The following is a 22,518-nucleotide window of genomic DNA, read 5'->3' as shown; positions in this document are numbered from 1 at the left end:
ATTCTATTGATTGGAATTCCCCCATGATCCAGGAAATAACGCTTGTTTTCCATCACCCCGTGCGGAATCGTCCGCCACGGCCGCCCGGCCGGACCGGAGACCGCGGCCGTTTCCGGTATGCTTGACGCCCCCAGAACAAGGAGACATCCCATGTTCCGCAAATGCCTTGCCATCGCCGCGCTGGCGCTGGCCGCCACCGGCGCCCATGCCCAGGCCTATCCCGCCAAGCCCATCCGCCTGCTGATTCCCTTCCCGCCGGGTGGCGGCACCGACATCCTCTCGCGCCTCGTCGCCACCAGGCTGGGCGAGTCCGAGAAATGGACCATCGTGGCCGAGAACCGCGCGGGCGCGGGCGGCACCATAGGCATCGCCGCCGCCCTGCGCGCCGCGCCCACCGGCTACGAGATGGTGATGGGCCAGAAAGACAACCTCGTGGTCGCGCCCTGGCTGTACAAGAGCGTGGCCTACGATCCGACCAAGGACCTGGTCGCGGTGGCGCACGTCGGCTATACGCCCATCGTCATCGTCACGCAGGCGAATTCCCGCTTCAAGACCCTGGCCGACGTGGTCGCCGCGGCCAAGGCCGCGCCGGGCTCCATTACGTACGGATCCCCCGGCAGCGGCACCACCATCCACCTGGCCGGCGAGATCTTCAAGGACGCCGCGAAGATCGACATCCGGCACATCCCCTACAAGGGCTCGAACGCCGCCATGATGGACGTGCTGGCCGGCAACGTCGATCTGCTGGTCTCCTCGGTGCCGTCGGCCATGGCGCAGATCCAGACCGGCAAGCTGCGCGCGCTGGCCGTCACCAGCGCCAAGCGCAGCACCTCGCTGCCCGACGTGCCCACCGTCGCCGAACTGGGCTACAAGGGCTTCGACGTCAGTACCTGGTACGGCCTGTTCATGCCCGCCGGCACGCCCAGGGAGATCGTCGCCACCATGAACACCGCGGTCAACAAGCTGCTGGCCCAGCCCGAGACCCGCGAAGCCATCCACGCCCAGGGCGCCGAGGCGCAAGCCATGTCGACCGAGGAGTTCGCCCAGTTGCTCAAGACCGACTATCTGAAATGGAAGGACATCGTGCGCGCCGCCAACGTCACGGTGGAATGAGGCCGGTCCGCTGAAACACGCTGCAATACCTGCATGGCCCGGCGGGGCTGGCGCGGCCATGCGCGAGGCATAGAATCGACGCAACGCCTGTGTTCCGGGCGTCGCACTGCCTCAAGGAGATCATCATGGCATCCAAGCGTCTGCTGGCGCATCTGCTGACCGGTATCCTGCTCGCGGCCTCGACCGCGTCCTACGCGCAGGGCGGCCCTCCCGGCGGACGGCCCGGCGGCGGCCCTGGCCATGGCGGACCGGGACATCCCGGCATGGGCCATCCGGGGCCCGGCCCCCGCCACGACATGGGGCGCGGCCCGGGCGGCGCGCCTGGCCACGACCACCGGGGCCCGCCGGGACGCGGGCCCGGGGATCCCGCCTATCGGCACTGGTCCAAGGGCGACCGCGTCCCCTACCCCTATCGCGGGCCGCAGTACGTGGTGGATAACTGGCGCGTGCATCGCCTGTCCCCGCCTCCCCGCGGCTACCACTGGATCAACGTCGGCGCCGACTACTTCCTGATCGGTGTGGCCACCGGCGTCGTGCTCCAGGCCATTCTGAACCCGTAGTCCCGCACCGCAGGCCTCCCGTCCCGCCGGAACGGGGGGCCTGCGCGCCCTAGTCCACCCGCACGCCCGCCGCCTTCACCAGCTTGCCGAACCGCTCCGTGTCGGCGCGCACCAGCGCCGCGAACTCCTCCGGCGTCCTGGTCTCGGTCCCGTCCACGCCCATCTTCACCAATTGCTCGCGCACGTCGGGCGCCGCCATGGCCTTGGCAATGCCGTCGTGCAGGCGATTGACGATGGCGGCCGGCGTGCCCCTGGGCGCGAACACACCGTACCAGGTGGCGAAACGGTAGTCGGGCAGGCCCGACTCGGCCACCGTGGGCAGGTCGGGGAACTCCGCCAGCCGGCGCGCGCCGGTCACGGCAAGCGCGCGCAGCTTGCCCGTCTTCACATAGGGTGCCGTGGTCGGATAGGTATCGAACCCGACCTGCAGGCGCCCCGCCAGCAGGTCCGGCATCGATTGCCCGGTGCTTTTGTACGGCACGTGCAGCAACTGCACCCCCGCCATGCTCTTGAACATCTCGCCGGCGATGTGCGGCGTGGTGCCGCTGCCGGCGGACGGGAAACTGAGCTCGCCGGGATGCGCCTTCGCGTAGGCGATCAGCTCGGGCACGCTGTGCACCGGCACCGATGGATGCACGGCGATGAAATGCGGCACCGAGGCCGTCAGCGTCACGGGCGCGAAATCCGTGGCGGTGTCGTACGGAATGTTGTTGAACAGATGCGGCAGGATGGTGTTGACCGACACCACCCCCATCATCAAGGTATAGCCGTCGGCCGGCGCCTTGGCCACCATCCCGCCGGCCACGATGCCGCTCGCCCCCGGCTTGTTCTCGACCACGACCGACTGGCCTAGGATCTCGGACAGCCGGGGCGCGATGACCCGCGCCACCACGTCGGTCCCGCCTCCCGGCGCGAACCCCACCAGCAGCCGGATCGGCCGGCTCGGAAACGTCTCGTCCTGCGCCCGGGCGTACGAGGCCACGCCCAGTACCGCCACCACTCCCACCCCCAACGCACACCGCAGCATTCGTTTCATGGCCCAGCTCCTCAATCGACGAATCAGCCTATCGTTTCACGCAACAGCCTCATCCAGTTGCCCCCCATGATCTTGTCGATGTCGGCCCGGCCGAAGCCTCGCCGGTCCAGTTCGACAATGATGTTCTGCACGCCGGCGGGCGTGCGCATCCACTCCGACCAGCCTTCGTGCGGCGCGATCTCCATCTCCTTGGCCGGCGCGCTCTGGCGCGACCACTTCGCGTAGCGCCACCAGGTCCGTACCGAACGCGGATGACCGGGGCAGTAATCGGTGCCGATGGCCACCGCGTCGATCCCCAGCAGGTCCACCGTCCACGCCACCATGTCGCCGAACTGCTCCAGCGTCGTCGCCGCGCCATGCCGGGTCATGTTGCGATTGGGCGTCAGGCCGATCACGCCGCCGCGCCGGGCGAGCTCGCGCAAGGCCTCGGTCTGCTTGAGCCGGCCCGCGCCATATACCGGCGTGCCCACGTATTCACGCGGGTTGGCATGCGTGATGGCCACCGGCTTGGCCGACATCTGGATGGCCTCCAGCGTCGTGCGCTCGCCGCAATGGGACAGGTCGATCAGGATGCCGAGCTGGTTCATTTCCTCCAGTGCCAGCTTGCCGAACCGCGACGAGATACCGGTGTCCTTTTCTTCCCAGTAGCCGCAGCCGATGTAGTTCTGCAAGTTATAGGTCAGCTGCATCACGCACACGCCCAGCTGGCGGAACATGGCGAAGAGGTCCAGGTTGTGCTCCACCGGCGCGGTATTCTGGAACCCGAACATCACGGCCGTGCGGCCCGAGGCGGCCACGGCCTCGATCTCGGCCACGCTGGCGGCGGGCGCGACGATGTCCTGGTTCTGCTCCAGCACCACGCGCCACTTGCCCAGCAGGCCCAGGGTCTCGGCGGCGTTCTCCCACACCGCCACCGTGGTGTTGACGCAGCCGATGCCGGCTTCGCGCCATTCCTCGAACCAGCGCCGCTCCGGCACCGGCATCGACAATCCGTCGACGATGATGCCGGCCTGTCCATTGACGTTGTTCATCTGCATCGTCCTTCGCGCGTCACGCGCATCCTTGGCTGGAGGGGACATGGCGGAGCATGTTCAGGTCCATGTCGTCGTCGGCCGGCGGGCGGCCTTGCAGCGTGCCGTCGTCGCGCAGGATGACCGGCCCGGCATGGCGGCGCGAGACCACCGAGTCCGGAGCCAGGGCCTCGTTCGACAAGGCGTGGATGGCCCGCCACAAACCGCCGTCGACCGGATAGCCGTGGCGGATGGCCTGGGCCAGCAGCGGATCCCATTCGTCGATGCCCAGGGGCCGCGCGGTGTTGAACAGCGTCACCACCGCCTTCGGCCCCTGGCCCGTGGCCTCGTCGGGCTGCGAGACTTCGGCGCCTATGCCGTAGCGGCGGCCCAGCCCGGCCATGACGTGCAACTCGTGCAGGTCCTGCACGCCGGACACGCGCAGCGTGGCCCGCCCCGCCGACCGGGCGCGCTCCACGCCCAGGTCCATCAGGGTGGGCAGCAGCACCCAGGCGTGGATGCCGCCGCCGTCCACGACCAGCGCGCCGTCATCGGCATCCACCACCGACACCCGGTCCAGCCAGCCTTCGCGCAGCCGTTCATGGCCTTCATACAGGGCGCGGAACCCGCCCAGCCCCATGGACTGGGAAAGCAGCACCACTTCCCTCACGCCGTGCACGTAGCCGGGCGGCAGGCGGCACACCAGCAGGATGCGGTCTATGCACATGCGCGCCTCGCGCACGGACACATCGAACACGCGGGCAGAATCGGCGGCTTGCCTGTTCATAGGACGGGCTCCTGGGGATAGAACCAATGGGGATCGGCGCCGGCTGCGATGTCGGCGGCGGTGGGCGCGCCCTGGTAGATGACGCCGCGCAGGTTGCGCTGCAGGTAATCGCGCGTCTTGTCGATGCCGTGTATGCCGATGTTGATGAAACGCGTGATCTCGCACGGCACGAAGTGCTCGCCCATGATGTTGGCGCGGGGCGAGTGGAAGGCCATGCCGCTGAGCGTCTGCACGCGGCTCACGATGAAACGGTATTCAGGCTTGTCCAGCAGGAAGCGCGCGACGCTGGTGGCCGGCGGACGCTGGGCGATCTCGCGGTCCAGCCCCACCACCAGGCGCGGCAGGTCCAGCCCGAGGTTGAAGACCTCGCCGGCCTCGGCGCGCGGACCCCGCCGGGGTTCTTCGGCCGTGGCCGACTTGTACCAGACGAATTTCGACGCCCCCTCGGACTCCAGGTCGATGTCGAAGGCCCACCCGTACTCGGCATGCAGCAGGTCGCGCAGATGGCCGATGGACATCGACGGATCGGTCGCGTATTCCTCGTCCACCGCCAGGCCCTCGGCCAGGCGGTCGCACAGCTCGGGCACCAGTTCGGTCAGCAGGCCCAGGAAGGTTTCGTAGGCTTCCTCGTGCACCGTGCCGTCCAGCGCGTCGCACAGCGCGGACAAGGGATAGCGTTCGACGCTGCCCCGCACCGTGCCGGTGTCGTGCAGCGCCTGCACCTGTGCCCGGATGGCCGCCAGGTCGGCGGCGATGTCCGCGCTGGCCGTGAACTGTTCGTAATCCATGCGGTCCTCGCGCCGGAACGCGCTGGCCTTGTCCAGCAGCTTCAACAGCAGCGCCAGCTTCGCATCGCCGGCCGCCACGCGCAGCCGCTTGGCGCCCACGATGGCCTGTTCCCGCGCCAGCACCCAGTGGTGCACCAGCTTGGGATGGTTGTTCACGTACAGGATAAGTCCCAGTGCCGACGCGTTGCCCACGCCCAGGAAACGTTCGATCTCCGGCGCCAGGCGCACCGCCGCGGGCGAGGCGCAACGCGCCAGGTGATTGACCAGGTCCACCGAGAACACCCGCATCATGTAGGCGCACAACATCTGCGCGTCCAGCGGACGCCGCAGCGGGTGCGTGCTTTCCAGCGCGCGGAACGAACGGGTGCCGAACGTGCCGTTGCCATCCAGGCCGGTGTTGCGCATCAGGTAGCAGACGTCGGCCAGCGTGGGCACGTCGGGTTGGCGCCCCTGCGCCAGCGACTCCACCGTGTGGTTGAACACGCGTGCGCTACGGTTCGAGCGGGCCCAGATCAAGGTGCCCGGCGTGGCGCGGCCGGCGTAGAGCTTGGGAATTTCCTCGCCCGTGATGCGGATGTCGCGTTCGGACACCGGCCCTTCGACCAGCGCCGCCATCATGTCCCAGGCGCGGCCGATGATGCGGCCCGCCCGCCCTTCCATCCTGGGCTCGAACGAATGGACGATGAAATCGAAAGGCATCGCCCCCGTGTCGATGCGGTACAGCGCCGTCCCGCGCGCCCGGTCGTCGATCTGCCAGCGCACCCGTTCGATCGTCCACCGCTCGCGTATGGCCTTGGCCATCAGCAACCGGGACACGCTCAGGCGGCTGGCCTGCATCACGCCCATGCGGGCGGGCGTCATCAACAGATCCGCGCTGCGGATGCGCGGCTCGCGCCCGGCCGGGGCGCCGGCTTGCGCCTGGGCCACGGCGGCCTCTTCCACGTCGGCAAAGTCCATGCATGCTCCTGTCGTCATCGCGCCTGCCATGCGGCGCATCGGGAAAACCGGCTTCCTGATTTTGTATTCTATTAGAATACTCATGATTCCATTTAAATCATTCTATACTTCCCATCCGCGAATGCAAGAATTTTTCTGACGAGGAAGCTGCGCCATGCTCGAAGCGCGCGAGGCCGGCGGCGTCCGGCCGCTCAGTTCGGTACTGAAGACGCTGCAATTGCTGGATCTGCTGGGCAAGTCCGACCGGCCCATGAAACTGATGGAACTCGCGGCCGCCTCGGGCAGCAGCCGCGCCACGACCTACCAGAAGCTCCTGACGCTGGTGGAAGCGGGCTGGCTGGAACAGACGGAACAGGGCAGCTACCGCCTGTCGCTGCACGCGGCGCTGGTGGGCGAGACCGCGCTGGTGCAGGCCAACCTGGGGGAACGGTTCGCGCACGTGATGCAGGAGCTGGTCCTGCAGGTGGGGGAAACGGCTTCGCTGGCCGTCCTGAACGGCAATTGCGTGCGGCTGGTGCGCCGCGTGGAAGCGCAGCAGGTGGCGGTGCGCGCCGACGTCAAGGTCGGCACCCTGCTATCCCTGAACGACAGCTCGTCCGGCCGGGTGCTGACCGCCTTCTCCAGCCCCGCCTACCGCGAGATGCTCCAGCGCCAGGGCGCCGTGCTGGCCAGGCCGGCCCTGCTCAAGGAGATCGCGGCGCGGGGCTACGCCGTCTCCGAAGGCACCGACACGCCGGGGGTGCAGTCGGTGGCCATGCCGGTGTTCGATGCCAAGGGCGCGTGCATCGCCGCGCTGTCCCTGGTCACGCCGGCCTCGCGCTTCGATCCCGACAAGCTGATCGGACCGCTGCGCGAGGCCGTGCAAACGCTCAGCCAGTTGAAGTAGCGCCGGCGGCTAAAGCTGGATGTTCAGCTTCTCCACCAGCCCTCCCCACTTGCGTTCGCCCTCGGCGATGGAGCGCCGCGCGTCGTCCACCGAACCGCCCGCCGGCTCGGCGCCTTCGCTGGCCAGGTTCTCCCGGATGGCGGGCGACTTCAGCACTTGGTTCACGTCGCGGTTGATCCGGTCCAGCACAGCCCTGGGCGTGCCCGCGGGGGCCATCAGCCCGAACCATCCCACCGCCTCGTAACCCGGCAGGCCGGCCTCGGCCACCGTGGGCACGTCGGGCAGCACCGGCGAGCGCTTCGCGCTCGTCACCGCCAGCGCCTTGAGCTTGCCACCCTTGATGTGCTCGCGCACCAGCGGAAACGGCGCGAAGTTCAACTGGATCTGTCCGGAGATCGTGTCCGAAACGGATGGCCCGCTGCCCTTGTAGGGAACGTGGGTAAGCTTGACGCCCGCCATGGACGCGAACAATTCGCCGAACAGGTGATTGGACGAGCCGTTGCCGGACGAACCGTAGTTGAGCTTGCCCGGATTGCGCCGCGCATACTCGATCAAGCCCTTCACGTCATCGAACGGCATCTTCTCGTTGGCGACCAGCACCACCGGCGGCGTGGCCAGCAGCACCACCGGCTCCAGGTCCTTGGCCGGATCGTAGCTCAGGCTCTTGTACAAACTGCGTGCGACCAGGATGTTGCCGAACGAGCCGAGCACGGTGGTGTAGCCGTCCGGCCTGGACTTGGCCACCATCTCCACGCCTATCGTGCCGGCCGCGCCCGGCTTGTTCTCGACCACGACCGACTGCCCCCAGAGCTGGGACAGCCCCTGCGCCACCACCCGCCCCAGCAGATCGGTATTGCCGCCGGGCGTATAGGGCACGATCAGCCTGCTGGGCCGCGACGGAAAGGCGTCGTCCGCCCGCGCCGCCGGAGCGGCCAGCAGCATGCCGCCCAGCGCGGCGGCCAACAGATGCTTGGTGATCATCGCCCTCTCCTCACGAAGCCGACACGGCGGCCTGCCCATGTCGGCGCTCGTACGACGTGGCGAACTCGCGCGTCTGGCCGAACACCGCCGGCAGCGGCCGGCCGTTGGGCAGGGTCAGCCAGGCGCGCAGCAAGTGCCGCCGGCGAGCCGGGTCGTCATGGTCCTGGTACTTGGTGCGGGCATGCAGCACCGAATAGTTGTTGCCGATCTGGATGTCCCCCGGCTCCATGCTGAAGCTCAGTTGCACCGCGGGGTCGTTGCAGATTTCCTCGACCAGGTCGATGGCCTGCGCCTGGGCATCGGTCCAGCGCGGCACGCCGGGCAGGTCCTGCGCCAGCTTCAGGTAGCGGCGCTTGTACAGGGCGCTGAGCCGGCCCTCGAAAAAGTTCAGGATGGGCACGGTCTGGATGCGCAAGCCGCCGCGATGCTGGCCCCGCGTGTCGAAATGGAACGGCTCCTGCAGCACGCCGACCAGGTCCGGCCGGCGCCGCAGCACCTCGTTGTACAGCGTCGCGACGCTGACCAGCTTGCTGACGCCGCCCGACCGCGCGGCGCGCAGGCACAACAGCATGAACGCGTCGCCGCCGTCGTTGTGGAAGGTCAGTTCGTCGTCGGTCTGGTAGCTGCGCACCGAATTGTCGTTCGACACTTTCATCCCGGTATTGGTGACGCTGTGCATGCGATTGCCGGCGCCATCCTGCTCCTGCGGCTCGCCCAGGTGCACGGACAGGCCCCAGAACAGCAGCCGCGCCTCGTCGTCCGTGTAATCGGCGATGGGCAGGCCGCGCAACAGGGCGAAACCGCGTCCGCCCTCGAGTTCCCCGCGGACTTTTTCCAGGCGCGCGGCCATGCGCGGAATGGGAAAGTCGGCGGCCTCGAACCGGGTCGGCTCCAATCCCTTGGCTCGCGCCGTGGCGGTGGCCTCGGCCAGCTCGCGGATCTCCTCCGGCGCCAGGCGCCAGATCCAGTCGCTGGTGCCGGCCAGGCTGTCGCCGCTCCACACCTCGGGACCGGCGATGGGTTGCAATGGTCGGGTCGTCATGTCGTCTCCTTCGTGGCATTAATTTTGAGCATCTTAACATTGTCGACAATTTAAGGACTTGGTTGAATACGCCTGCCACCCACCTGGGCATAGGCATGATTCCAATTGCAAGAGGAACGAAGATGCATCAGACTTCCCGAAAACATGAATTAAATTTCATCAACAACCCATGGAAAGCCGTCCATGGGCCATGACATCCAGGCAAGGAGGAGACATGCACACAACGACAGCCCCCCGTACGCCCACCCGCCACGGCCGGCTCCGCCCCGGACTCCTGTTCGGCGCCAGCTTTGCGTTGGCCGTCGCGGCCTGCGGCGGCGACGGTGGCGGCGACACGTCCGGCACGACGCCGCCGCCCGACCAAGCGGCGCTGCGGACGGCCTGCCCCGCGCTGGCCGGCACCAAAGTGGAAGGCCGCCTGCTCGGCCTGCCCAGCGGCGATGCGACACTGGCATCGGCCCAACTGGTGGCGGCCGGCGATGCCACGGGCCTGCCGGAATACTGCCAGGTGCGGGGAGCCATCGCGGCGCGCAGCGCCGGCGCCGATCCCATCCGCTTCCAGATCAACCTGCCGCTGTCGTGGAACGAGAAAGCGCTGATGGTCGGGGGCGGCGGCTTCAACGGCACCCTCGTCACCGGGCTCGACCCCCTGCGCGACGCCCCCGCCGGCCAGCCGCTGCCCTTGGCCCAGGGCTACGCCACGTTCGGCACGGACTCGGGGCACGATGCCGCCGCCTACCTTGCCACGGACCCCGCGAAGTTCGCGCTCAATGACGAGATGTTCGCCAACTTCGCCCACGAGTCCTACAAGAAGGTCAAGGACGTCGCGCACGAAGTCTTCAGGCGCTTCTACCAGCGCGCTCCCAGGAAGCAGTACTTCTTCGGCGGATCGGAAGGCGGACGCGAGGGGTTGACGATGGCCCAGCGCTACCCGCAGGACTTCGACGGCATCGTGTCGGTCGTCCCCGTCATCCAATGGACCGGGCTCTTCAACGGCTTCCTGGCCTTCACCCAGCCGCAGTTCCACGGCGGAACGCTGGATACGGCCAGCATCAAGCTGGTGGCCGACGCCGTCAATGGCGCCTGCGACGCGCTGGACGGCATCGCCGATGGCGTGGTCAGCGACTACCTGGGCTGCCAGGCCAGGTTCGACCTCCAGGCGCTGCGCTGTCCCGACGGCGGCGACGGTGCCACCTGCCTGTCGGATGCGCAGCTCGCCACGCTGAAGGCGGCCTATGAACCCGTGCGCATGCCCTTCCCGCTCGCCAACGGCATTACCACCTATCCGGGCCGGATGTTCGGCGGCGAGATACAGCCGGGGGGCGAAGGCATCGGCCGCTGGATCAGCACCGGGCAGGTCCCTTCCGTGCCCACGCCGGCAGCCACCGACGCACGAGGCGTCATCTATGGCAGCAGCTACGCCCGCTACGTCATCGCCCGCGACCCCGCCTTCGACGTGCGCGGCTACGATCCCCTCGCCTACGCGGACCGCATCCGGCAAGTCTCGGAATGGATGGACTCCACCAACCCCGACCTGTCGGCCTTCTTCAAGCGGGGCGGCAAACTGATCATCCGCGAGAACACCGGGGACTTCGCGCAAAGCCCTGCGGCCGGCATCCAATACTACGAGAGCGTCGTCGCGCGCATGGGGCAGTCCGACGCCGACAAGTTCCTGCGGCTGTATGTCTCGCCCGCCTCGTCGCACGGCGGCCGCGCGGCCAGCCGCACCACCGGCCAGGAAGTCCCCACCACGCACGATACGCTGGACACCCTGGACCGCTGGGCCGACGCGGGCGTCGCGCCGGCCGATGCCCTGGTGCAGGTCCGGCGCGACACGGCGGCGCCGCACAAGGTCCTGGCCTCGCGGCCCATGTGCCGTTATCCGGCCTTCCCGCTCTATGGCGGTGGCGACCCGCTGTCGGCCGACAGCTACCGCTGCTCCAGCCTGGGGGCGCGCTAGGCGGCCGGCGCGCGCCGCGTCCCGGGCCGATCCAGGCCCGGCGCTACGCGGTGCCGCTGTCCTTGAGCAGGCGGCGGATCTCCGCGCTGTTCTCGTCCAGCCGGGCGGCCCACAGCCGCTCGGCCTCGTCGGCATCACCCTTGCGGATGGCCTGCAGCGACTTGCGCCACAGCGCCAGCGAACGCTTGCGGCGCTCGACCGAGCGCAGGCCCAGTCGCGTATAGCGCGACATCTGCAGCGACAGCGACGTGATCAGCGTGAACAGGCGGTCGTTGCCGCTGTGGGCGGCACAGCACAGCGTCAGGCGCGACAGCGTCTCGCCGAAAGCATCGCCACCCGCCGGATCCTCGGCCAGCGGCGCGAGCTGGGCCACGCCCGCCTCCAGGATCGCCACCAGTTCGGGGGACGACCGGGCGGCCACGCGCCGCGCCACCACGCGGACCAGGGCCTGGCGCACTTCCTGCAGGTCCTCGATTTCCTTCAGCGACAACTGCGTGGCCTGCGCGCCCCGGCGCGGATGGATACGCACGATGCCCTCCTTCTCCAGCAGCCGCATCGCCTCGCGCACCGGGCTGCGGCTGACCGCGAACTCGTCGGCCAGGTCCTGTTCGCGTATCCACTCGCCCGGCTCGATGGCGGAATTCAGGATGCGGTCGCCCACGTGGGCGGCGATCTGTTCCGGCAGCGTCAAGGTCTTGGACTGCCCCAGCAGCCAGCGGAAGCTGGTCGCGCTGCCTTCGTCGTTGGCTTGCAGGAATGCGGAAGATCGGGTGATAGCGGACGGCTCCATCGAATGCCCTGGTTGGTTGTCTGCGTCTGGCAAGCGGGCAGTATACGGCGCAGGCGCGGCCCGGACCGGCGGCCCCCGAAGCGCGCCATCTATTGCTGCTATCAATAGTTGCGCCATCGCGAGAATGCCCAGGCGTCCTCGTCCCGGCACGTCCATGCGGACGGCCCCTTCATTAATGCTGCTAATACCAAGCCTTCTCTTTCAACGATAGTTCCCCGGGCCGACCGTCATTAGACTGGCGTCGAACACGATGACTGCGCCGCGGCGACGTACCGGGCGCAGGTGGAGAGACATGGACTACACCATCACCCTGCATCCCAGCGGCCACACCTACGCCTGCCCGCCCGGCACCCCGGTGCTGAAGGCCGGCCTCGACAACGGGCTGTTCATGCCCTACAGCTGCCGCTCCGGCATCTGCCGGACCTGCCGCGCCACCATCGTCGAAGGCCGCGTCGACTACGGCGACGTGCATCCCAGTTGCCTGGACGAGGACGACAAGCGCCAGGGCTACGCGCTGCTGTGCAAGGCCACGCCGCTCACCGACCTGGTAGTCCAGGTGAACGAACTGGATCCGGCCGATGCCATCCGCTCGAAATACATGCCGGCCCGCGTGCTGAAGATGGAACGGGCCGCCGACGACGTGATGATCGTCACGCTGGGCCTGCCCATGAACGAGCCCACGCTGTTCCGCGCGGGCCAGTACCTGGACATCCTGCTGCAGGACGGTACCCGCCGCAGCTATTCCATCGCCAGCGTGCCGAACAACGAGGGCGTCCGGCAGGTCGAACTGCACATGCGCCACCTGCCGGGCGGACGCTTCACCGACCACGTGTTCGGCGCGATGAAGCTGCGCGAGATCCACAAGCTGGAAATCCCGCTCGGCTCGTTCTTCCTGCGCGAGCACAGCGACAAGCCCATGATCATGCTGGCCTCGGGCACGGGCTTCGCCCCCATCAAGTCCCTGATCGAACATGCGCTGGAGCGCGGCATCCGCCGCCCCATCACGCTGTACTGGGGCGGCCGCAGGCGCGGCGACCTCTACCTGCACGATCTGGCGCAATCGTGGGCCGACCGGCACGAGCACGTGCGTTTCGTGCCGGTGCTGAGCGAGCCCACGCCCGGCTGCGCATGGACCGGGCGCACGGGCTACGTGCACCTGGCCGCGATGGAGGATTTTCCCGACATGTCCGGCCACCAGGTCTACGCCTGCGGCGCTCCGGTCGTGGTCGACGCGGCCCGCCGCGACTACGTGGCGCGCTGCGGCCTGCCCCAGGACGAATTCTTCGCCGACGCGTTCCTGACCGCCGCCGACAAGCGCTGACATCCGTACCCACGCCTTGGAACAAGGAGACATCATGCTACCCGAAAATTGCAGGGTCGATACGCCGGCCCACGACTCCGTGGTCAAGCCCTTCTGTCTGGGCCACGGCACGCTGGAGTGCTACAGCCTGAAGGCCTCGCGCCGGTTCTACGAAGAATTCCTGGGACTGGAATGCGTGCGCCACGGCAAGCCGGCCATGGCGGTGCGCCTGGCCATGCGCTTCCACATCATCTGCGTGGAGGTCGGCGACCAGGTCCATCCCGCCAACCTGCTCAACCACTGGGGCCTGGACCTGCCCAGCCGCGAGGCCGTGGACCAGGCCCACGCGGACGCCGTGCGCCTGCAGGACAAGTACGGCATCCGCCAGGTATTGCCGGTGCAGGACATGCACGGCGTGTACTCCTTCTACCTCGAGGACCTGGATCACAACTGGTGGGAGCTGCAGTGCTACGACAACGGCTTCCAGCACGACGACCTGTTCGACTTCGGCGACCGCTTCTCGATGGACGACGCCGCCGACATCGGTTCGCTGGAAGAACTCAAGATCCGCAACCAGGGGGACGCATGATCCAGCTCGTGACCTTCCTGCACGACGGCCGGAGCAGGACCGGCCTGCTCCACGAGGGCAACATCTACGCCTCGCCGCGCTATGCCCGCGTGCAGGACGTGCTGGACGACTGGCCCCGCGCCGACGGAAAGCTGGCCATGCTGGCCGGCGACCTGCCCGCCCGCGATCCGGTCCGCGGCGCCACCCTGCTCGCGCCGCACCCCCATCCGCCCACCATCTACTTCGCCGGCGCCAACTACCGCGACCACGTCGAGGAAATGCAGCGCGAGCTGTCCATGCCGCTGGAGATCGACCCCAAGGGCGCGGGCCAGATGCCCTGGCATGCCATCAAGGCCTCGGGCACCACGGTGGTCGGGCCCGAGGCCCGGGTGCGCGTACCCGGCGGCGCTCCCCTGCTGGACTGGGAGCTGGAACTGGGCGTGATCATCGGCAAGACCGCCAAGGACGTCGACGTCGACGAGGCGATGGACTACGTGGCGGGCTACGTGGTGGCCAACGACCTGTCGGCGCGCGGCCATTTCGGCCGGCCCGGCGTGGCCGAGGGCTCGCCCTTCAAGTGGGACTGGATAGGCCAGAAATCCTTCGACGGCGCCTGCCCGATCGGCCCCGCCATCACGCCCGCGCGCTTCGTGCCCGACCCCATGAACCTGGCCATGAAGCTGTGGGTGAACGACGAACTGATGCAGGATTCGAACACGTCGCGCATGCTGTTCAGCATCGCCGACCAGATCGCCCACCTGAGCTCGCGCCTGACGCTGCTGCCGGGCGACCTGATCCTGACCGGCACGCCGGCCGGCGTGGGCGCCGCGCGCAAGCGCTTCCTGCAACCGGGCGACGTCGTGCGGCAATGGATCGAGCACATCGGCGAATTCCGCTTCACCATCGCGCAATGAACCCGCGCGCGCACGCCCTGCGCTCAGGGCCGGAAGCCGATGCCGTCGATGCAGTCGACCACCTGCGCCCGGAACCACTGGCTGGCCGGATCCTTGTGGAAACGGTCATGCCAGTACAGCGCCACCTCGAAATGGCCCAGCGGCAGCGGCACCGGCTTCACCGCCAGCGGGAAATACTTGCACAGCTCCACCACCAGCGACTCCGGGCAGGTCCAGATCAGGTCCGAGTTCAGCACCAGGTGCGGGGCCGCCAGGTATTGCTGCATGCGCACCTGGATCCGGTCGCGGGCGCCCACCTCGTTCAGCGCCCGCTCCAGCAGGATGTGGCCGCTGCCGGCGTACTCCACCAGCAGGTGCTGCTGGGCCACGAAGCGCTTCTGCGTCAGTTCCTGCCTGGCGATGGGATGGTCCCGCCGCATCAGGCACAAGTAACGCTGCTTGAACAGCACCTTCCGGTGGATGTTGCGCTCGAGCGCCGGCAGGTAGCCCAGCGCGACGTCGATGCGGCCGGTCGACAGGCCCTGCACGGTCTCGTCGATGGGCGCGAACACGACGTTGAGCTTGACGTCTGGCGCGGCCCGGGCGATGCGGGTGTACAGGCTGGGCAGCACCACCACCTCGCCCACGTCGCGCGTGCGTATGGTGAAGGCCCGCCGCGACTGCGCCGCGTCGAACGACGACAACATGCCCGACGTCTTGCGTATCGCGTTCAGCGATTCGAGCAGCGCGGGCGCGATCTCGGCCGCCAGCGCCGTGGGCTCCATGCGGCGGCCGGCCAGCACGAACAGCTTGTCCCGGTACTCCTCGCGCATGCGCTTGAGCGCGCTGCTGACCGCCCCCTGCGTCACGCCCAGGTTCTCGGCGGCCAGGGTAACCGAGCGATCGCGCCACAGCGCCTCGAACACATACAGCAGATTCAGGTCTTTCACGTCGCGGCTCCGGTCGCAACCCAGGAAAAACTATCAATTCCGCTAATAGCCTGGAATCACCGCCGGCCCATGGATGGCGGGCCGGCAGGCGCGGATACTGGCCAACCAACGGCACAACTATAAAGCACGGTGATGCCCGGTCCGCAGGCATGCGGGCATGCCCCAATAGGGCTGCGGGCAGGACATTCAACAAGGGAGACACACATGCGACGCACTCTGGCATTGACCCTCGGCCTGGCCGCCGCGGCCGCCTGCGGCACGGCGGCGGCCGAACTCAGGATAGGATTCCTGGCCACCCTGTCAGGCCCGTCGGCCGACGTGGGACAGGACCAGTACGACGGCTTCATGCTGGCCGTCGAGCAGATGCAGGGAAAACTGGGCGGCGTCGCCACCCGGGTCGTCCGGGAAGACGACCAGATGAAGCCCGAGATCGCGGTCCAGGCGCTGACCAAGCTCCTGGACCGCGACAAGGTGGACGTGGTCACCGGGCTGACCTACGCCAACGTCCTGATAGCCCTGCAGGGGAAGATCGCCGGCACGGACATCCCCTTCATCGGCTCGGTGGCCGGCCCTTCGCCCACGGCCGGTGCGCAGTGCAAGCCCAATCTCTTCATCACCTCGTGGCAGAGCGACGCCACCGCCGAGGCCATGGGCAAGTATCTCCAGGACAAGGGCATCGATCCGATCGCGATCCTCGCGCCGAACTTCCTGGGCTCCAAGGACAAGGTCACCGGGCTGAAGCGTTTCTATCGCGGCAAGATCGCGCAGGAAACCTATACCCCGCTCACCCAGCTCGACTTCTCGGCCGAGCTGTCCGCCACCGGCAACTCGGGCGCCAAGGGGCTGTTCGCCTTCTTCCCGGGCAGCCAGGGCGTCAGCTTCGTGCGCCAGTACCAGCAGTTCGGCATGCTGCAGAAGCTGCCCATGTATTCGGTGCATACCGTCGAGCCCGGCAGCGTGAACGCCATGGGTAAGGCCGGCGTCGGCGCCATCGTGGCCGAATCCTGGCAGCCCGGCGCCGACAACGACGAGTCGCGCCGCTTCGTCGCCGCTTTCGAGAAAAAGTACAAGCGCACGCCGACATCCTATGCGGCGTTCAGCTATGACGCCGCCATGCTGATCGACGCCGCCGTCCGCGCCCGCTCGGGCGACGTGTCCGACCGCCGCGCGCTGGCCGCCGCGCTGCGCGGCGCGCCGTTCAAGTCGGTGCGCGGCCCCTTCCGGTTCAACCGCAACAACTACCCTGTCCAGAACTACCACATCTACCAGGTGGTGGAAGGCACGGGCGGCAAGCCCGCCTTCAAGGTGCTGGTGCCCAACGTGCTGGCCGACCACGAGGACGCCTACGCGCGCGACTGCGCGCTCAAGGCCGAGGGCGCGTGACCATCACGCCGCCGCGCGCGGCACCCCCTAGTGGTGCCGCCAGTACCCTTGCAGGTCCTCGGCCACCGGCATCGCCGCCAGCAGGCCCAGCAGCACCGCCAGCGGCACGGTGGACACGAAGCCGAAATAGGCGAACGACAGCGCGCCGCCCACGCCGCCGGCGAAGAACAGTCCCACCAGCATGCTCAGCACGCGCAGTTTGGCGCGGTCGGCCCGCACGAAATGCCCCGGATCGGCCTCGCGCGAGACGTTCCAGTAGAACAGCTTGCCCAGCTCGATGCCGATGTCGGTCACCATGCCCGTGACGTGGGTGGTGCGGATCTCGGCGCGCGAGATCTTGGTGATGATGGCGTTCTGCAAGCCCATGATGAAGCACAGCAGCATGACGGTCGCGGGCACCGCCAGCCAGCGGAACTGCTCGATGTTGCCGCCCAGCAGGCCGAAGCACAGCAGGAGCCCGGCCTCCAGCAGCAGCGGCAGCGCATACTCGCTGGCCAGGCGCGAGCGGCGGCCGAAGTTGATCAGCACCGCCGAGGTCGCGGCCCCCAGCACGAAGAAAAGCAGCGCGGCCAGCCCCTGCAGGAAGAAGGCGATGCCGCCCAGGGCCAGGTGATCGGCCATGGACGACAGGATGCCGGACATGTGGGAGGTGTACTGCTGCACCGCCAGGAAACCGCCCGCGTTCACCGCGCCGGCGACGAAGGCCAGGAAATAGGCGAGATGGCGGTTGGCCTGGGGCGTGCGTTCGACGGCGGTCAGTCTGCGTAGGTAGAACAGGGGCATGGCGCGGGCATTCCGGGAACGGCGGCGGCGCATGGGCCAGCAGAGGCCGCGCCGGGCGACCCGCCAAGCATAGACGTTTTCCCGCGCCCTGCGGAAGCCGGCTTCAGTCCGGCTTGCCCTTGCCGCCCTTCTTCGGCGCCTCGGCGCGCGCAGCGGCTCCCAGCAACAGGTCGGCGCCGCTCATGCGCTCCATCCACGACAGGGTATCGGCATACGACAGGAAATGCCGCAGGTATCCCGGCGCCAGGTCGTGCATCAGCATCAGCGATTGGTGGACGAGATGCAGCGAATTCAGCGGCCCGGCGTTCTCGGGCACGTTCTCCAGGGCCTGCCGCAATTCCCGGCCCACGCGCAGCTCGGCCCACAGGCCACGGAAGTAGTCCAGCACCGCCATGTCGCCGGCGGCATCCTGAAGCGCGGCGCCGTTCGCGGACAGGAGATCCACCAGCGTGGTCAGGCCGTCGGCGGCCACGGGCGCCGCCACGGCCTCGCTCGCATCCGCGGCCTGCGCCACGTCGCGGGCATAGTCCGCCAGTGCGGCGGCCAGCTTCTCGTCCAGGACGCGGCGCGCCTCGCCCTCGTGGCCGGATGCCCGCCGCGCCAGCGCCTCGATGAAATGGAAACGCAGCGGGTCGACGCGATCGGCTCCCTGCCCCCGCCAGGCATCGAGCAGCGCCGCCGCCTCGGTAACGACGTCCTTACTCACGGCGCTGGGAAGACCGGGGCATGGGCGCGATCTCCACGCGCCGGTTGCGCGAACGGCCGTCCTCGTCGGCGTTGGGCGCCACCGGCTGCTCGGCGCCGAAGGCCGCGGCAAACACCGAAGACGAAGGGATGCCCTCGTCGATCAGGGCGCGCGTGACCGTCAGCGCCCGCTGCGCCGACAGTTCCCAGTTGTCGGCGAAGCGGCGGTTGCCCTCGCGGATCTGCCTGTCGTCGGTGAACCCGCTCACCATGATGATCTCGTCGCGGGCCTTCAGGTAGGCGCCCAGCGGCCCCACCAGGCTCTTGAGCAACTGCCGGCCCTCGGGCTGCAGGGCGTCGGAGTTCAACGCGAACAGCACGTTGCCGCTGATGCCGATGCGACCATCGACCAGCGTCACCCGTCCCGCGGCCAGCGGTCCGGCCAGCGCCTGCTCCAGGGCCTGCCGCCGCTGCGCCTCGCCCTGCCTGCGCTGCACCTCTTCCTCGAGCTTGGTGGACAGCTCCAGTTGCGTGCCGATCACGCCCACCAGGAGCAGCACGAAGGCCCCCAGCATGACCGACATCAGGTCGCCGAACACCGCCCAGACGGGCGATGCCGGCTCGACGTTGGATTCGATATCGTCGGCCATCAGGTCGCGTCGCCCACCGGCGCCCGTTGCGTGTCGAGCTGCCGCAGCTCCTCGACGATCTGTTTCTGCGACATCATGCTCAGGTCGATCACGTCCTTGGCCTGCGCCACGTAGTAGGCAAGCTGCTCGTCGCTACGGGCGATGGCCTTGTCCAGCGCGCCCTCGATGCCGCGCAGCTGCTCCATCAGCTTGTCGCTGGACTCGCCGAACAGCTTGACCGCCTGGCCCAGCGCCTCGCCCAGGCTGGCCACCTCGACGGCGCTGCCGGTGACCTGCGCGGCCACGGACTCCAGCTTGTCGGTCTCGGCGCCGACCTGCTCGGTGAAGCGCGTCCCCACCCGTTCCAGCATCTCGGCCGACGCCGCCACCAGCGCATCGACCGCCTCCCGCTGTTCGGTGCTGGCGTGGTTGACGGTGTCCAGCAGGCTGCCCACCGTCTGCAGCAGGCGCTCGCGCTCTTCCAGCATCGCGTTGTCGCGGGTCATGCCGTCGGACAATTGCTGCCGCAGTTCGCCGATGATCCGGGCCGCCGCCAGCGGGGCTTCCGAGGCTGCCTGCACCAGCCGCTCGATCTCGGCGATGGTGGCGCGCGCATGGGCCTGGGACTCGGCCGTCATCTCGCCCGCCGTCCGCGCCAGCGTCTCGCAGACTTCCTGTTGCCGGCCCGCGATCCGCTCGCCGGCCTCGCGCCATTCCTGGCTGAGCGACCCGGCCAGGGCCTCCAGGGCGCCGGTCCATGCCGCCTGCCGCGCCTCGTCGCGCGCGGCCAGCTCGGACCTCAGCTCGCCATGGGCCTGTCCCACCGTGTCCAGCAGCGAAACCGCGTGGCGCTCGAAGGTGGCCGCGGCCTCGGCCAGCGCCTGGCGCGTGTCGCCGGACAACTGCTCGCTGACCTGTCCATGCCGCGCGAGCGCCTCGTTCCAGGCGCCCGATACGTTCTGGACCGTGGCCTCGAGCTGGCCGGCCACGCGCTCCACCAGGCTGGCCGCCCCTTGCTCGAAAGTGGCCGCGAAACGCTCGAAGGACGCACGCATGTCGCCGGCCAGGGCCTCGCCCGTGCGCCGGTGCTCGTCCAGCGCCATGCTCCAGGCACCGGACACCGTCCCGGCCGTGGCATCCAGCCGGGCGGCGATCCCGTCCACCAGCCCCGCCGAACGCTGCTCGAAATCCCCCGCCAGCCGCTCGAAGGACGCACGGACGTCGCCGGCCAGCGCCTCGCTGGTACGCTGGTGCCCCGCCAGCGCCGCATTCCAAGCCTGCGACACCTGGCCGGCCACGCCCTCCAGCCGCGCGGCCACGGTTTCCACCATCTCGGTCGAACGCCGGGCGAAGGCCTGCGCGACGCCGTCGAAGGTGGCGCGCAGTTCGCCCGACAGGGTCTCGCTGGTCTGCTGGTGTGCCGCCAGCGCCGTCCCCCAGGTCGACGACACCTTGTCCACCGACGCTTCCAGGCGGGTGGACATGCCGTCGACCAGGCTGGCCGAGCGCTGCTCGAAAGTCCGGGCGAATCCGTCCAGCGCCGCGCGCAGGTCGCCGGCCAGCGCGTCGCTGGTCCGCCGGTGCTCGCCCAGCGCGGTGCTCCAGGTATCGGCCACCGTGGCGGTGCTGGCTTCGAAGCGGCTGGACAGCGTGTCCAGCTGCCGCTGCACCGCCTGCGTGACCGTCTGGTGCAGGCTGGCCGTCTCGCGCGCCAGGCCGGCCATCGCGGACTCGACCACCGGCTGGATCGTGGCGCCGGCCACCCGCGCGCTGTCGGCCAGGCTTTCCTTCAGACTTTGCTCCACCGAACCGGCCAGGCGCCGGTACTCGGACTCGACCCGGCCGTGGAAGCTTTCCTGCCCGGCGGCCAGGCGCTCGCCCAGGGCCTCGTTGTGTTTGGCCACGGACTCCGCCAGTGCCTGCAGCCGGTCGACCAGCGCCGGCATCAGCTCCGCCTGCCGCTGCAACAGCTTGAACGACTCCTCGCGCTGGTGGGCCAGCGAATACGGCCGCAGCACCGTCGCGATGCGCGTATCCAGCGCCTGCGCCGCCTGCAGGCGCTCGCGCCGGCACAACGAGGCCAGCAGCCCCAGCATGGCCGATGCCGCCACGCCGGCCACCGACGTCCCGAACGCGAAGCCCAGTCCCTTGACCGGCGCCGCCAGCGACGCCCGGATCGCCTGCAGGTCGGTCGCGCTCTCCAGCGCCACCCCCGTGCCACGCAGCGTCGCCACCATGCCCAGGAACGTACCCAGCATGCCCAGCAGCACCAGCAGTCCGGCCAGGTACGGTGTCAGCGCCGGGCCCGGCAGCCCCACCCTTTCGCCCTCGACGCGCAGCCGGACGGCGTTGCGCAGCGAGGGGTGCACTTGCTCCAGCCACGTCCCCAGGCTGGATGGCGGGGACGACAGGTCGGCCGTGGCCCGCGCCAGCGAGGACGTCGCCTCGTGGAAGCGCCGCAGTTCCAGCCCGCCCAGCACGTAGAACGCGGCGATCAGCAGGATCACCGCCAGCGCCAGCAGGTTCGAGCCGACATAGCCCACGCCCACCCAGCCCACGACGGCCAGACCCACGAAGAAAACCACGAAAGGAAGATATCTGCTCATCTAGGACGAATCAGCTTGCGCGAAGGGCCGCCAGCAGCCCCTCGACCGGTTGAAATCGGAAATCCAGTTCGGCCAGCAGGACGCCCCGCATGTCCGCGCGGAAGGTGTCCAGCCAGGGGCCGGGATCGTTGCTGGCCGGCGCGCCGGCCTCCTGCGTCTTCTCGGCGGGATCCCGGCCCGCCTTGCGCAGGCGCAGGAAATGGCCTTCCAGCAGGCCGGGCACCGAGGCCAACAGGTTGCGCTCCTGCGTGCCCAGCACCCGCTCCATGACGGCGTCCACGGCCGCCAGCCGCGCCATGTCGGGCGACCCGGCGGCCAGCATGGCGCGCAACCGGCCGCGCAGGGCCGCGATGCCGGTCTCCATCTGCTGCTGCTTGGCCAGGTAGCGCTGGCGGTAGCGGGAAAAATCGGTGTCGTCGTCCGGATCGACCAGAAGCGCCGGATCGCGACGATGGCGGCTGCGCACCGGGCGCAGCACCCTGTCCTGCTCGATGGCCTGGGCCAGTTCGTCCCGCACCCGCACGCAGTCCTCCCGCGCGGCCGTATCGCAGGCAGGCGTGCTGGCGGACGCCGCTTTCGCGTTGCCGCTCAGCACCGCGGACAGCGCGATGGCATCGGTCCAGCCGAGCCACAGGCTCAGCCGGTCGGCAAGCGGCTGCCGGGGGGTGGGAACGTGGGCGTGCGCCAGGCGGGCAAGCAGGCGGACGAAAGCCGGACCGCTGGCGCCTGTGCGCCCGGACATGTGCGCCATGGGACCGGACGGGCAAAAGCCGGAAGTTTACACGGCCGGCCGCCCGGCAAACCGCCTGGGG

At 68.9% G+C, this 22,518-nt stretch carries 21 protein-coding genes; 8 read left to right on the top strand and 13 right to left on the bottom strand.

The features are described 5' to 3' along the window. Positions 1 to 150: 150 nt before the first annotated feature. On the top strand, positions 151 to 1,113 hold the full coding sequence (locus tag R4823_RS11755; protein ID WP_087841286.1) for a tripartite tricarboxylate transporter substrate binding protein: 963 nt from the start codon (positions 151 to 153) through the stop codon (positions 1,111 to 1,113). 125 nt (positions 1,114 to 1,238) lie between these two features. Next, entirely contained in the window at positions 1,239 to 1,673 is a 435-nt protein-coding gene (locus R4823_RS11750) for an RcnB family protein (protein WP_279818438.1), read from the top strand. Positions 1,674 to 1,722: 49 nt separating this feature from the next. Here the strand turns inward: R4823_RS11750 and R4823_RS11745 are convergent, their stop codons facing one another. Genes R4823_RS11745 through R4823_RS11730 form a run of 4 tightly spaced genes read right to left on the bottom strand, consistent with a single transcriptional unit; the run spans position 1,723 to position 6,251 of the window. Next, entirely contained in the window at positions 1,723 to 2,709 is a 987-nt protein-coding gene (locus R4823_RS11745; protein WP_338618748.1) for a tripartite tricarboxylate transporter substrate binding protein, read from the bottom strand. Positions 2,710 to 2,732: 23 nt separating this feature from the next. After that, positions 2,733 to 3,740 (bottom strand): membrane dipeptidase, encoded by a 1,008-nt coding sequence (locus R4823_RS11740; RefSeq protein ID WP_165963266.1) that lies wholly within the window; start codon positions 3,738 to 3,740, stop codon positions 2,733 to 2,735. Positions 3,741 to 3,759: 19 nt separating this feature from the next. Further along, complete coding sequence (locus R4823_RS11735) at positions 3,760 to 4,506, bottom strand: hypothetical protein (RefSeq protein ID WP_087841203.1); 747 nt, start codon at positions 4,504 to 4,506, stop codon at positions 3,760 to 3,762. Then, positions 4,503 to 6,251: a hypothetical protein gene (locus tag R4823_RS11730; RefSeq protein ID WP_243724612.1), complete on the bottom strand. Its 1,749-nt coding sequence runs from the start codon at positions 6,249 to 6,251 to the stop codon at positions 4,503 to 4,505. Before R4823_RS11730 ends, R4823_RS11735 begins: the two co-directional genes overlap by 4 nt. A gap of 154 nt (positions 6,252 to 6,405) precedes the next feature. Here R4823_RS11730 and R4823_RS11725 point away from each other — a divergent pair, with 154 nt between their 5' ends. Beyond that, on the top strand, positions 6,406 to 7,137 hold the full coding sequence (locus tag R4823_RS11725) for an IclR family transcriptional regulator (RefSeq protein WP_087841202.1): 732 nt from the start codon (positions 6,406 to 6,408) through the stop codon (positions 7,135 to 7,137). A gap of 9 nt (positions 7,138 to 7,146) precedes the next feature. On the opposite strand, the gene R4823_RS11720 is transcribed toward R4823_RS11725, so the two are convergent. Beyond that, the gene (locus R4823_RS11720) at positions 7,147 to 8,118 is read right to left on the bottom strand and encodes a tripartite tricarboxylate transporter substrate binding protein (protein WP_165963267.1); all 972 of its coding nucleotides are present in this window, start codon (positions 8,116 to 8,118) and stop codon (positions 7,147 to 7,149) included. Between the two features lie 10 nt (positions 8,119 to 8,128). Continuing rightward, the gene (locus R4823_RS11715) at positions 8,129 to 9,160 is read right to left on the bottom strand and encodes a TauD/TfdA family dioxygenase (RefSeq protein ID WP_338618746.1); all 1,032 of its coding nucleotides are present in this window, start codon (positions 9,158 to 9,160) and stop codon (positions 8,129 to 8,131) included. A gap of 214 nt (positions 9,161 to 9,374) precedes the next feature. Here R4823_RS11715 and R4823_RS11710 point away from each other — a divergent pair, with 214 nt between their 5' ends. Next, positions 9,375 to 11,120 (top strand): tannase/feruloyl esterase family alpha/beta hydrolase, encoded by a 1,746-nt coding sequence (locus R4823_RS11710; RefSeq protein WP_338618743.1) that lies wholly within the window; start codon positions 9,375 to 9,377, stop codon positions 11,118 to 11,120. Positions 11,121 to 11,163: 43 nt separating this feature from the next. On the opposite strand, the gene R4823_RS11705 is transcribed toward R4823_RS11710, so the two are convergent. After that, the gene (locus R4823_RS11705) at positions 11,164 to 11,910 is read right to left on the bottom strand and encodes a GntR family transcriptional regulator (RefSeq protein WP_165963268.1); all 747 of its coding nucleotides are present in this window, start codon (positions 11,908 to 11,910) and stop codon (positions 11,164 to 11,166) included. Between the two features lie 292 nt (positions 11,911 to 12,202). Between R4823_RS11705 and R4823_RS11700 the strand changes: the two genes are divergently transcribed. From R4823_RS11700 to R4823_RS11690, 3 genes are read left to right on the top strand one after another with little or no spacing between them, the layout of a single operon-like run. After that, on the top strand, positions 12,203 to 13,231 hold the full coding sequence (locus R4823_RS11700) for a CDP-6-deoxy-delta-3,4-glucoseen reductase (RefSeq protein WP_279818444.1): 1,029 nt from the start codon (positions 12,203 to 12,205) through the stop codon (positions 13,229 to 13,231). Between the two features lie 34 nt (positions 13,232 to 13,265). After that, entirely contained in the window at positions 13,266 to 13,799 is a 534-nt protein-coding gene (locus tag R4823_RS11695; protein ID WP_087841196.1) for a VOC family protein, read from the top strand. Then, on the top strand, positions 13,796 to 14,692 hold the full coding sequence (locus R4823_RS11690) for a fumarylacetoacetate hydrolase family protein (RefSeq protein ID WP_132980307.1): 897 nt from the start codon (positions 13,796 to 13,798) through the stop codon (positions 14,690 to 14,692). The genes R4823_RS11695 and R4823_RS11690 overlap by 4 nt, the downstream gene beginning before the upstream one ends. Before the next feature lie 23 nt (positions 14,693 to 14,715). On the opposite strand, the gene R4823_RS11685 is transcribed toward R4823_RS11690, so the two are convergent. Next, positions 14,716 to 15,621 carry a LysR family transcriptional regulator gene (locus R4823_RS11685; protein ID WP_087841194.1) on the bottom strand — a complete coding sequence of 302 codons (906 nt, stop codon included), beginning with the start codon at positions 15,619 to 15,621 and terminating at the stop codon, positions 14,716 to 14,718. A 204-nt stretch (positions 15,622 to 15,825) separates the two neighbouring features. Between R4823_RS11685 and R4823_RS11680 the strand changes: the two genes are divergently transcribed. After that, the gene (locus R4823_RS11680) at positions 15,826 to 17,004 is read left to right on the top strand and encodes an ABC transporter substrate-binding protein (protein WP_338618740.1); all 1,179 of its coding nucleotides are present in this window, start codon (positions 15,826 to 15,828) and stop codon (positions 17,002 to 17,004) included. Between the two features lie 27 nt (positions 17,005 to 17,031). On the opposite strand, the gene R4823_RS11675 is transcribed toward R4823_RS11680, so the two are convergent. The 5 genes from R4823_RS11675 to R4823_RS11655 form a co-directional block, all read right to left on the bottom strand. Further along, positions 17,032 to 17,787 carry a YoaK family protein gene (locus R4823_RS11675; RefSeq protein ID WP_132980309.1) on the bottom strand — a complete coding sequence of 252 codons (756 nt, stop codon included), beginning with the start codon at positions 17,785 to 17,787 and terminating at the stop codon, positions 17,032 to 17,034. Positions 17,788 to 17,890: 103 nt separating this feature from the next. After that, complete coding sequence (locus R4823_RS11670; RefSeq protein WP_087841191.1) at positions 17,891 to 18,493, bottom strand: DUF2894 domain-containing protein; 603 nt, start codon at positions 18,491 to 18,493, stop codon at positions 17,891 to 17,893. Further along, positions 18,486 to 19,121: an OmpA family protein gene (locus R4823_RS11665; protein ID WP_087841190.1), complete on the bottom strand. Its 636-nt coding sequence runs from the start codon at positions 19,119 to 19,121 to the stop codon at positions 18,486 to 18,488. Before R4823_RS11665 ends, R4823_RS11670 begins: the two co-directional genes overlap by 8 nt. Beyond that, the gene (locus R4823_RS11660; RefSeq protein ID WP_338618738.1) at positions 19,121 to 21,706 is read right to left on the bottom strand and encodes a DUF802 domain-containing protein; all 2,586 of its coding nucleotides are present in this window, start codon (positions 21,704 to 21,706) and stop codon (positions 19,121 to 19,123) included. The genes R4823_RS11665 and R4823_RS11660 overlap by 1 nt, the downstream gene beginning before the upstream one ends. A gap of 10 nt (positions 21,707 to 21,716) precedes the next feature. Continuing rightward, a complete protein-coding gene (locus tag R4823_RS11655; protein ID WP_279818454.1) occupies positions 21,717 to 22,457 on the bottom strand; it encodes a DUF3348 domain-containing protein in 741 nt (246 codons plus the stop codon). Between the last annotated feature and the right edge of the window lie 61 nt (positions 22,458 to 22,518).

It is taken from the genome of Pigmentiphaga sp. CHJ604 (assembly GCF_036972535.1).
Lineage (GTDB): Bacteria > Pseudomonadota > Gammaproteobacteria > Burkholderiales > Burkholderiaceae_B > Pigmentiphaga > Pigmentiphaga daeguensis.
Note: the sequence above shows the minus strand (reverse complement) of the source record. Positions and strands in the feature narration are given on the sequence as shown.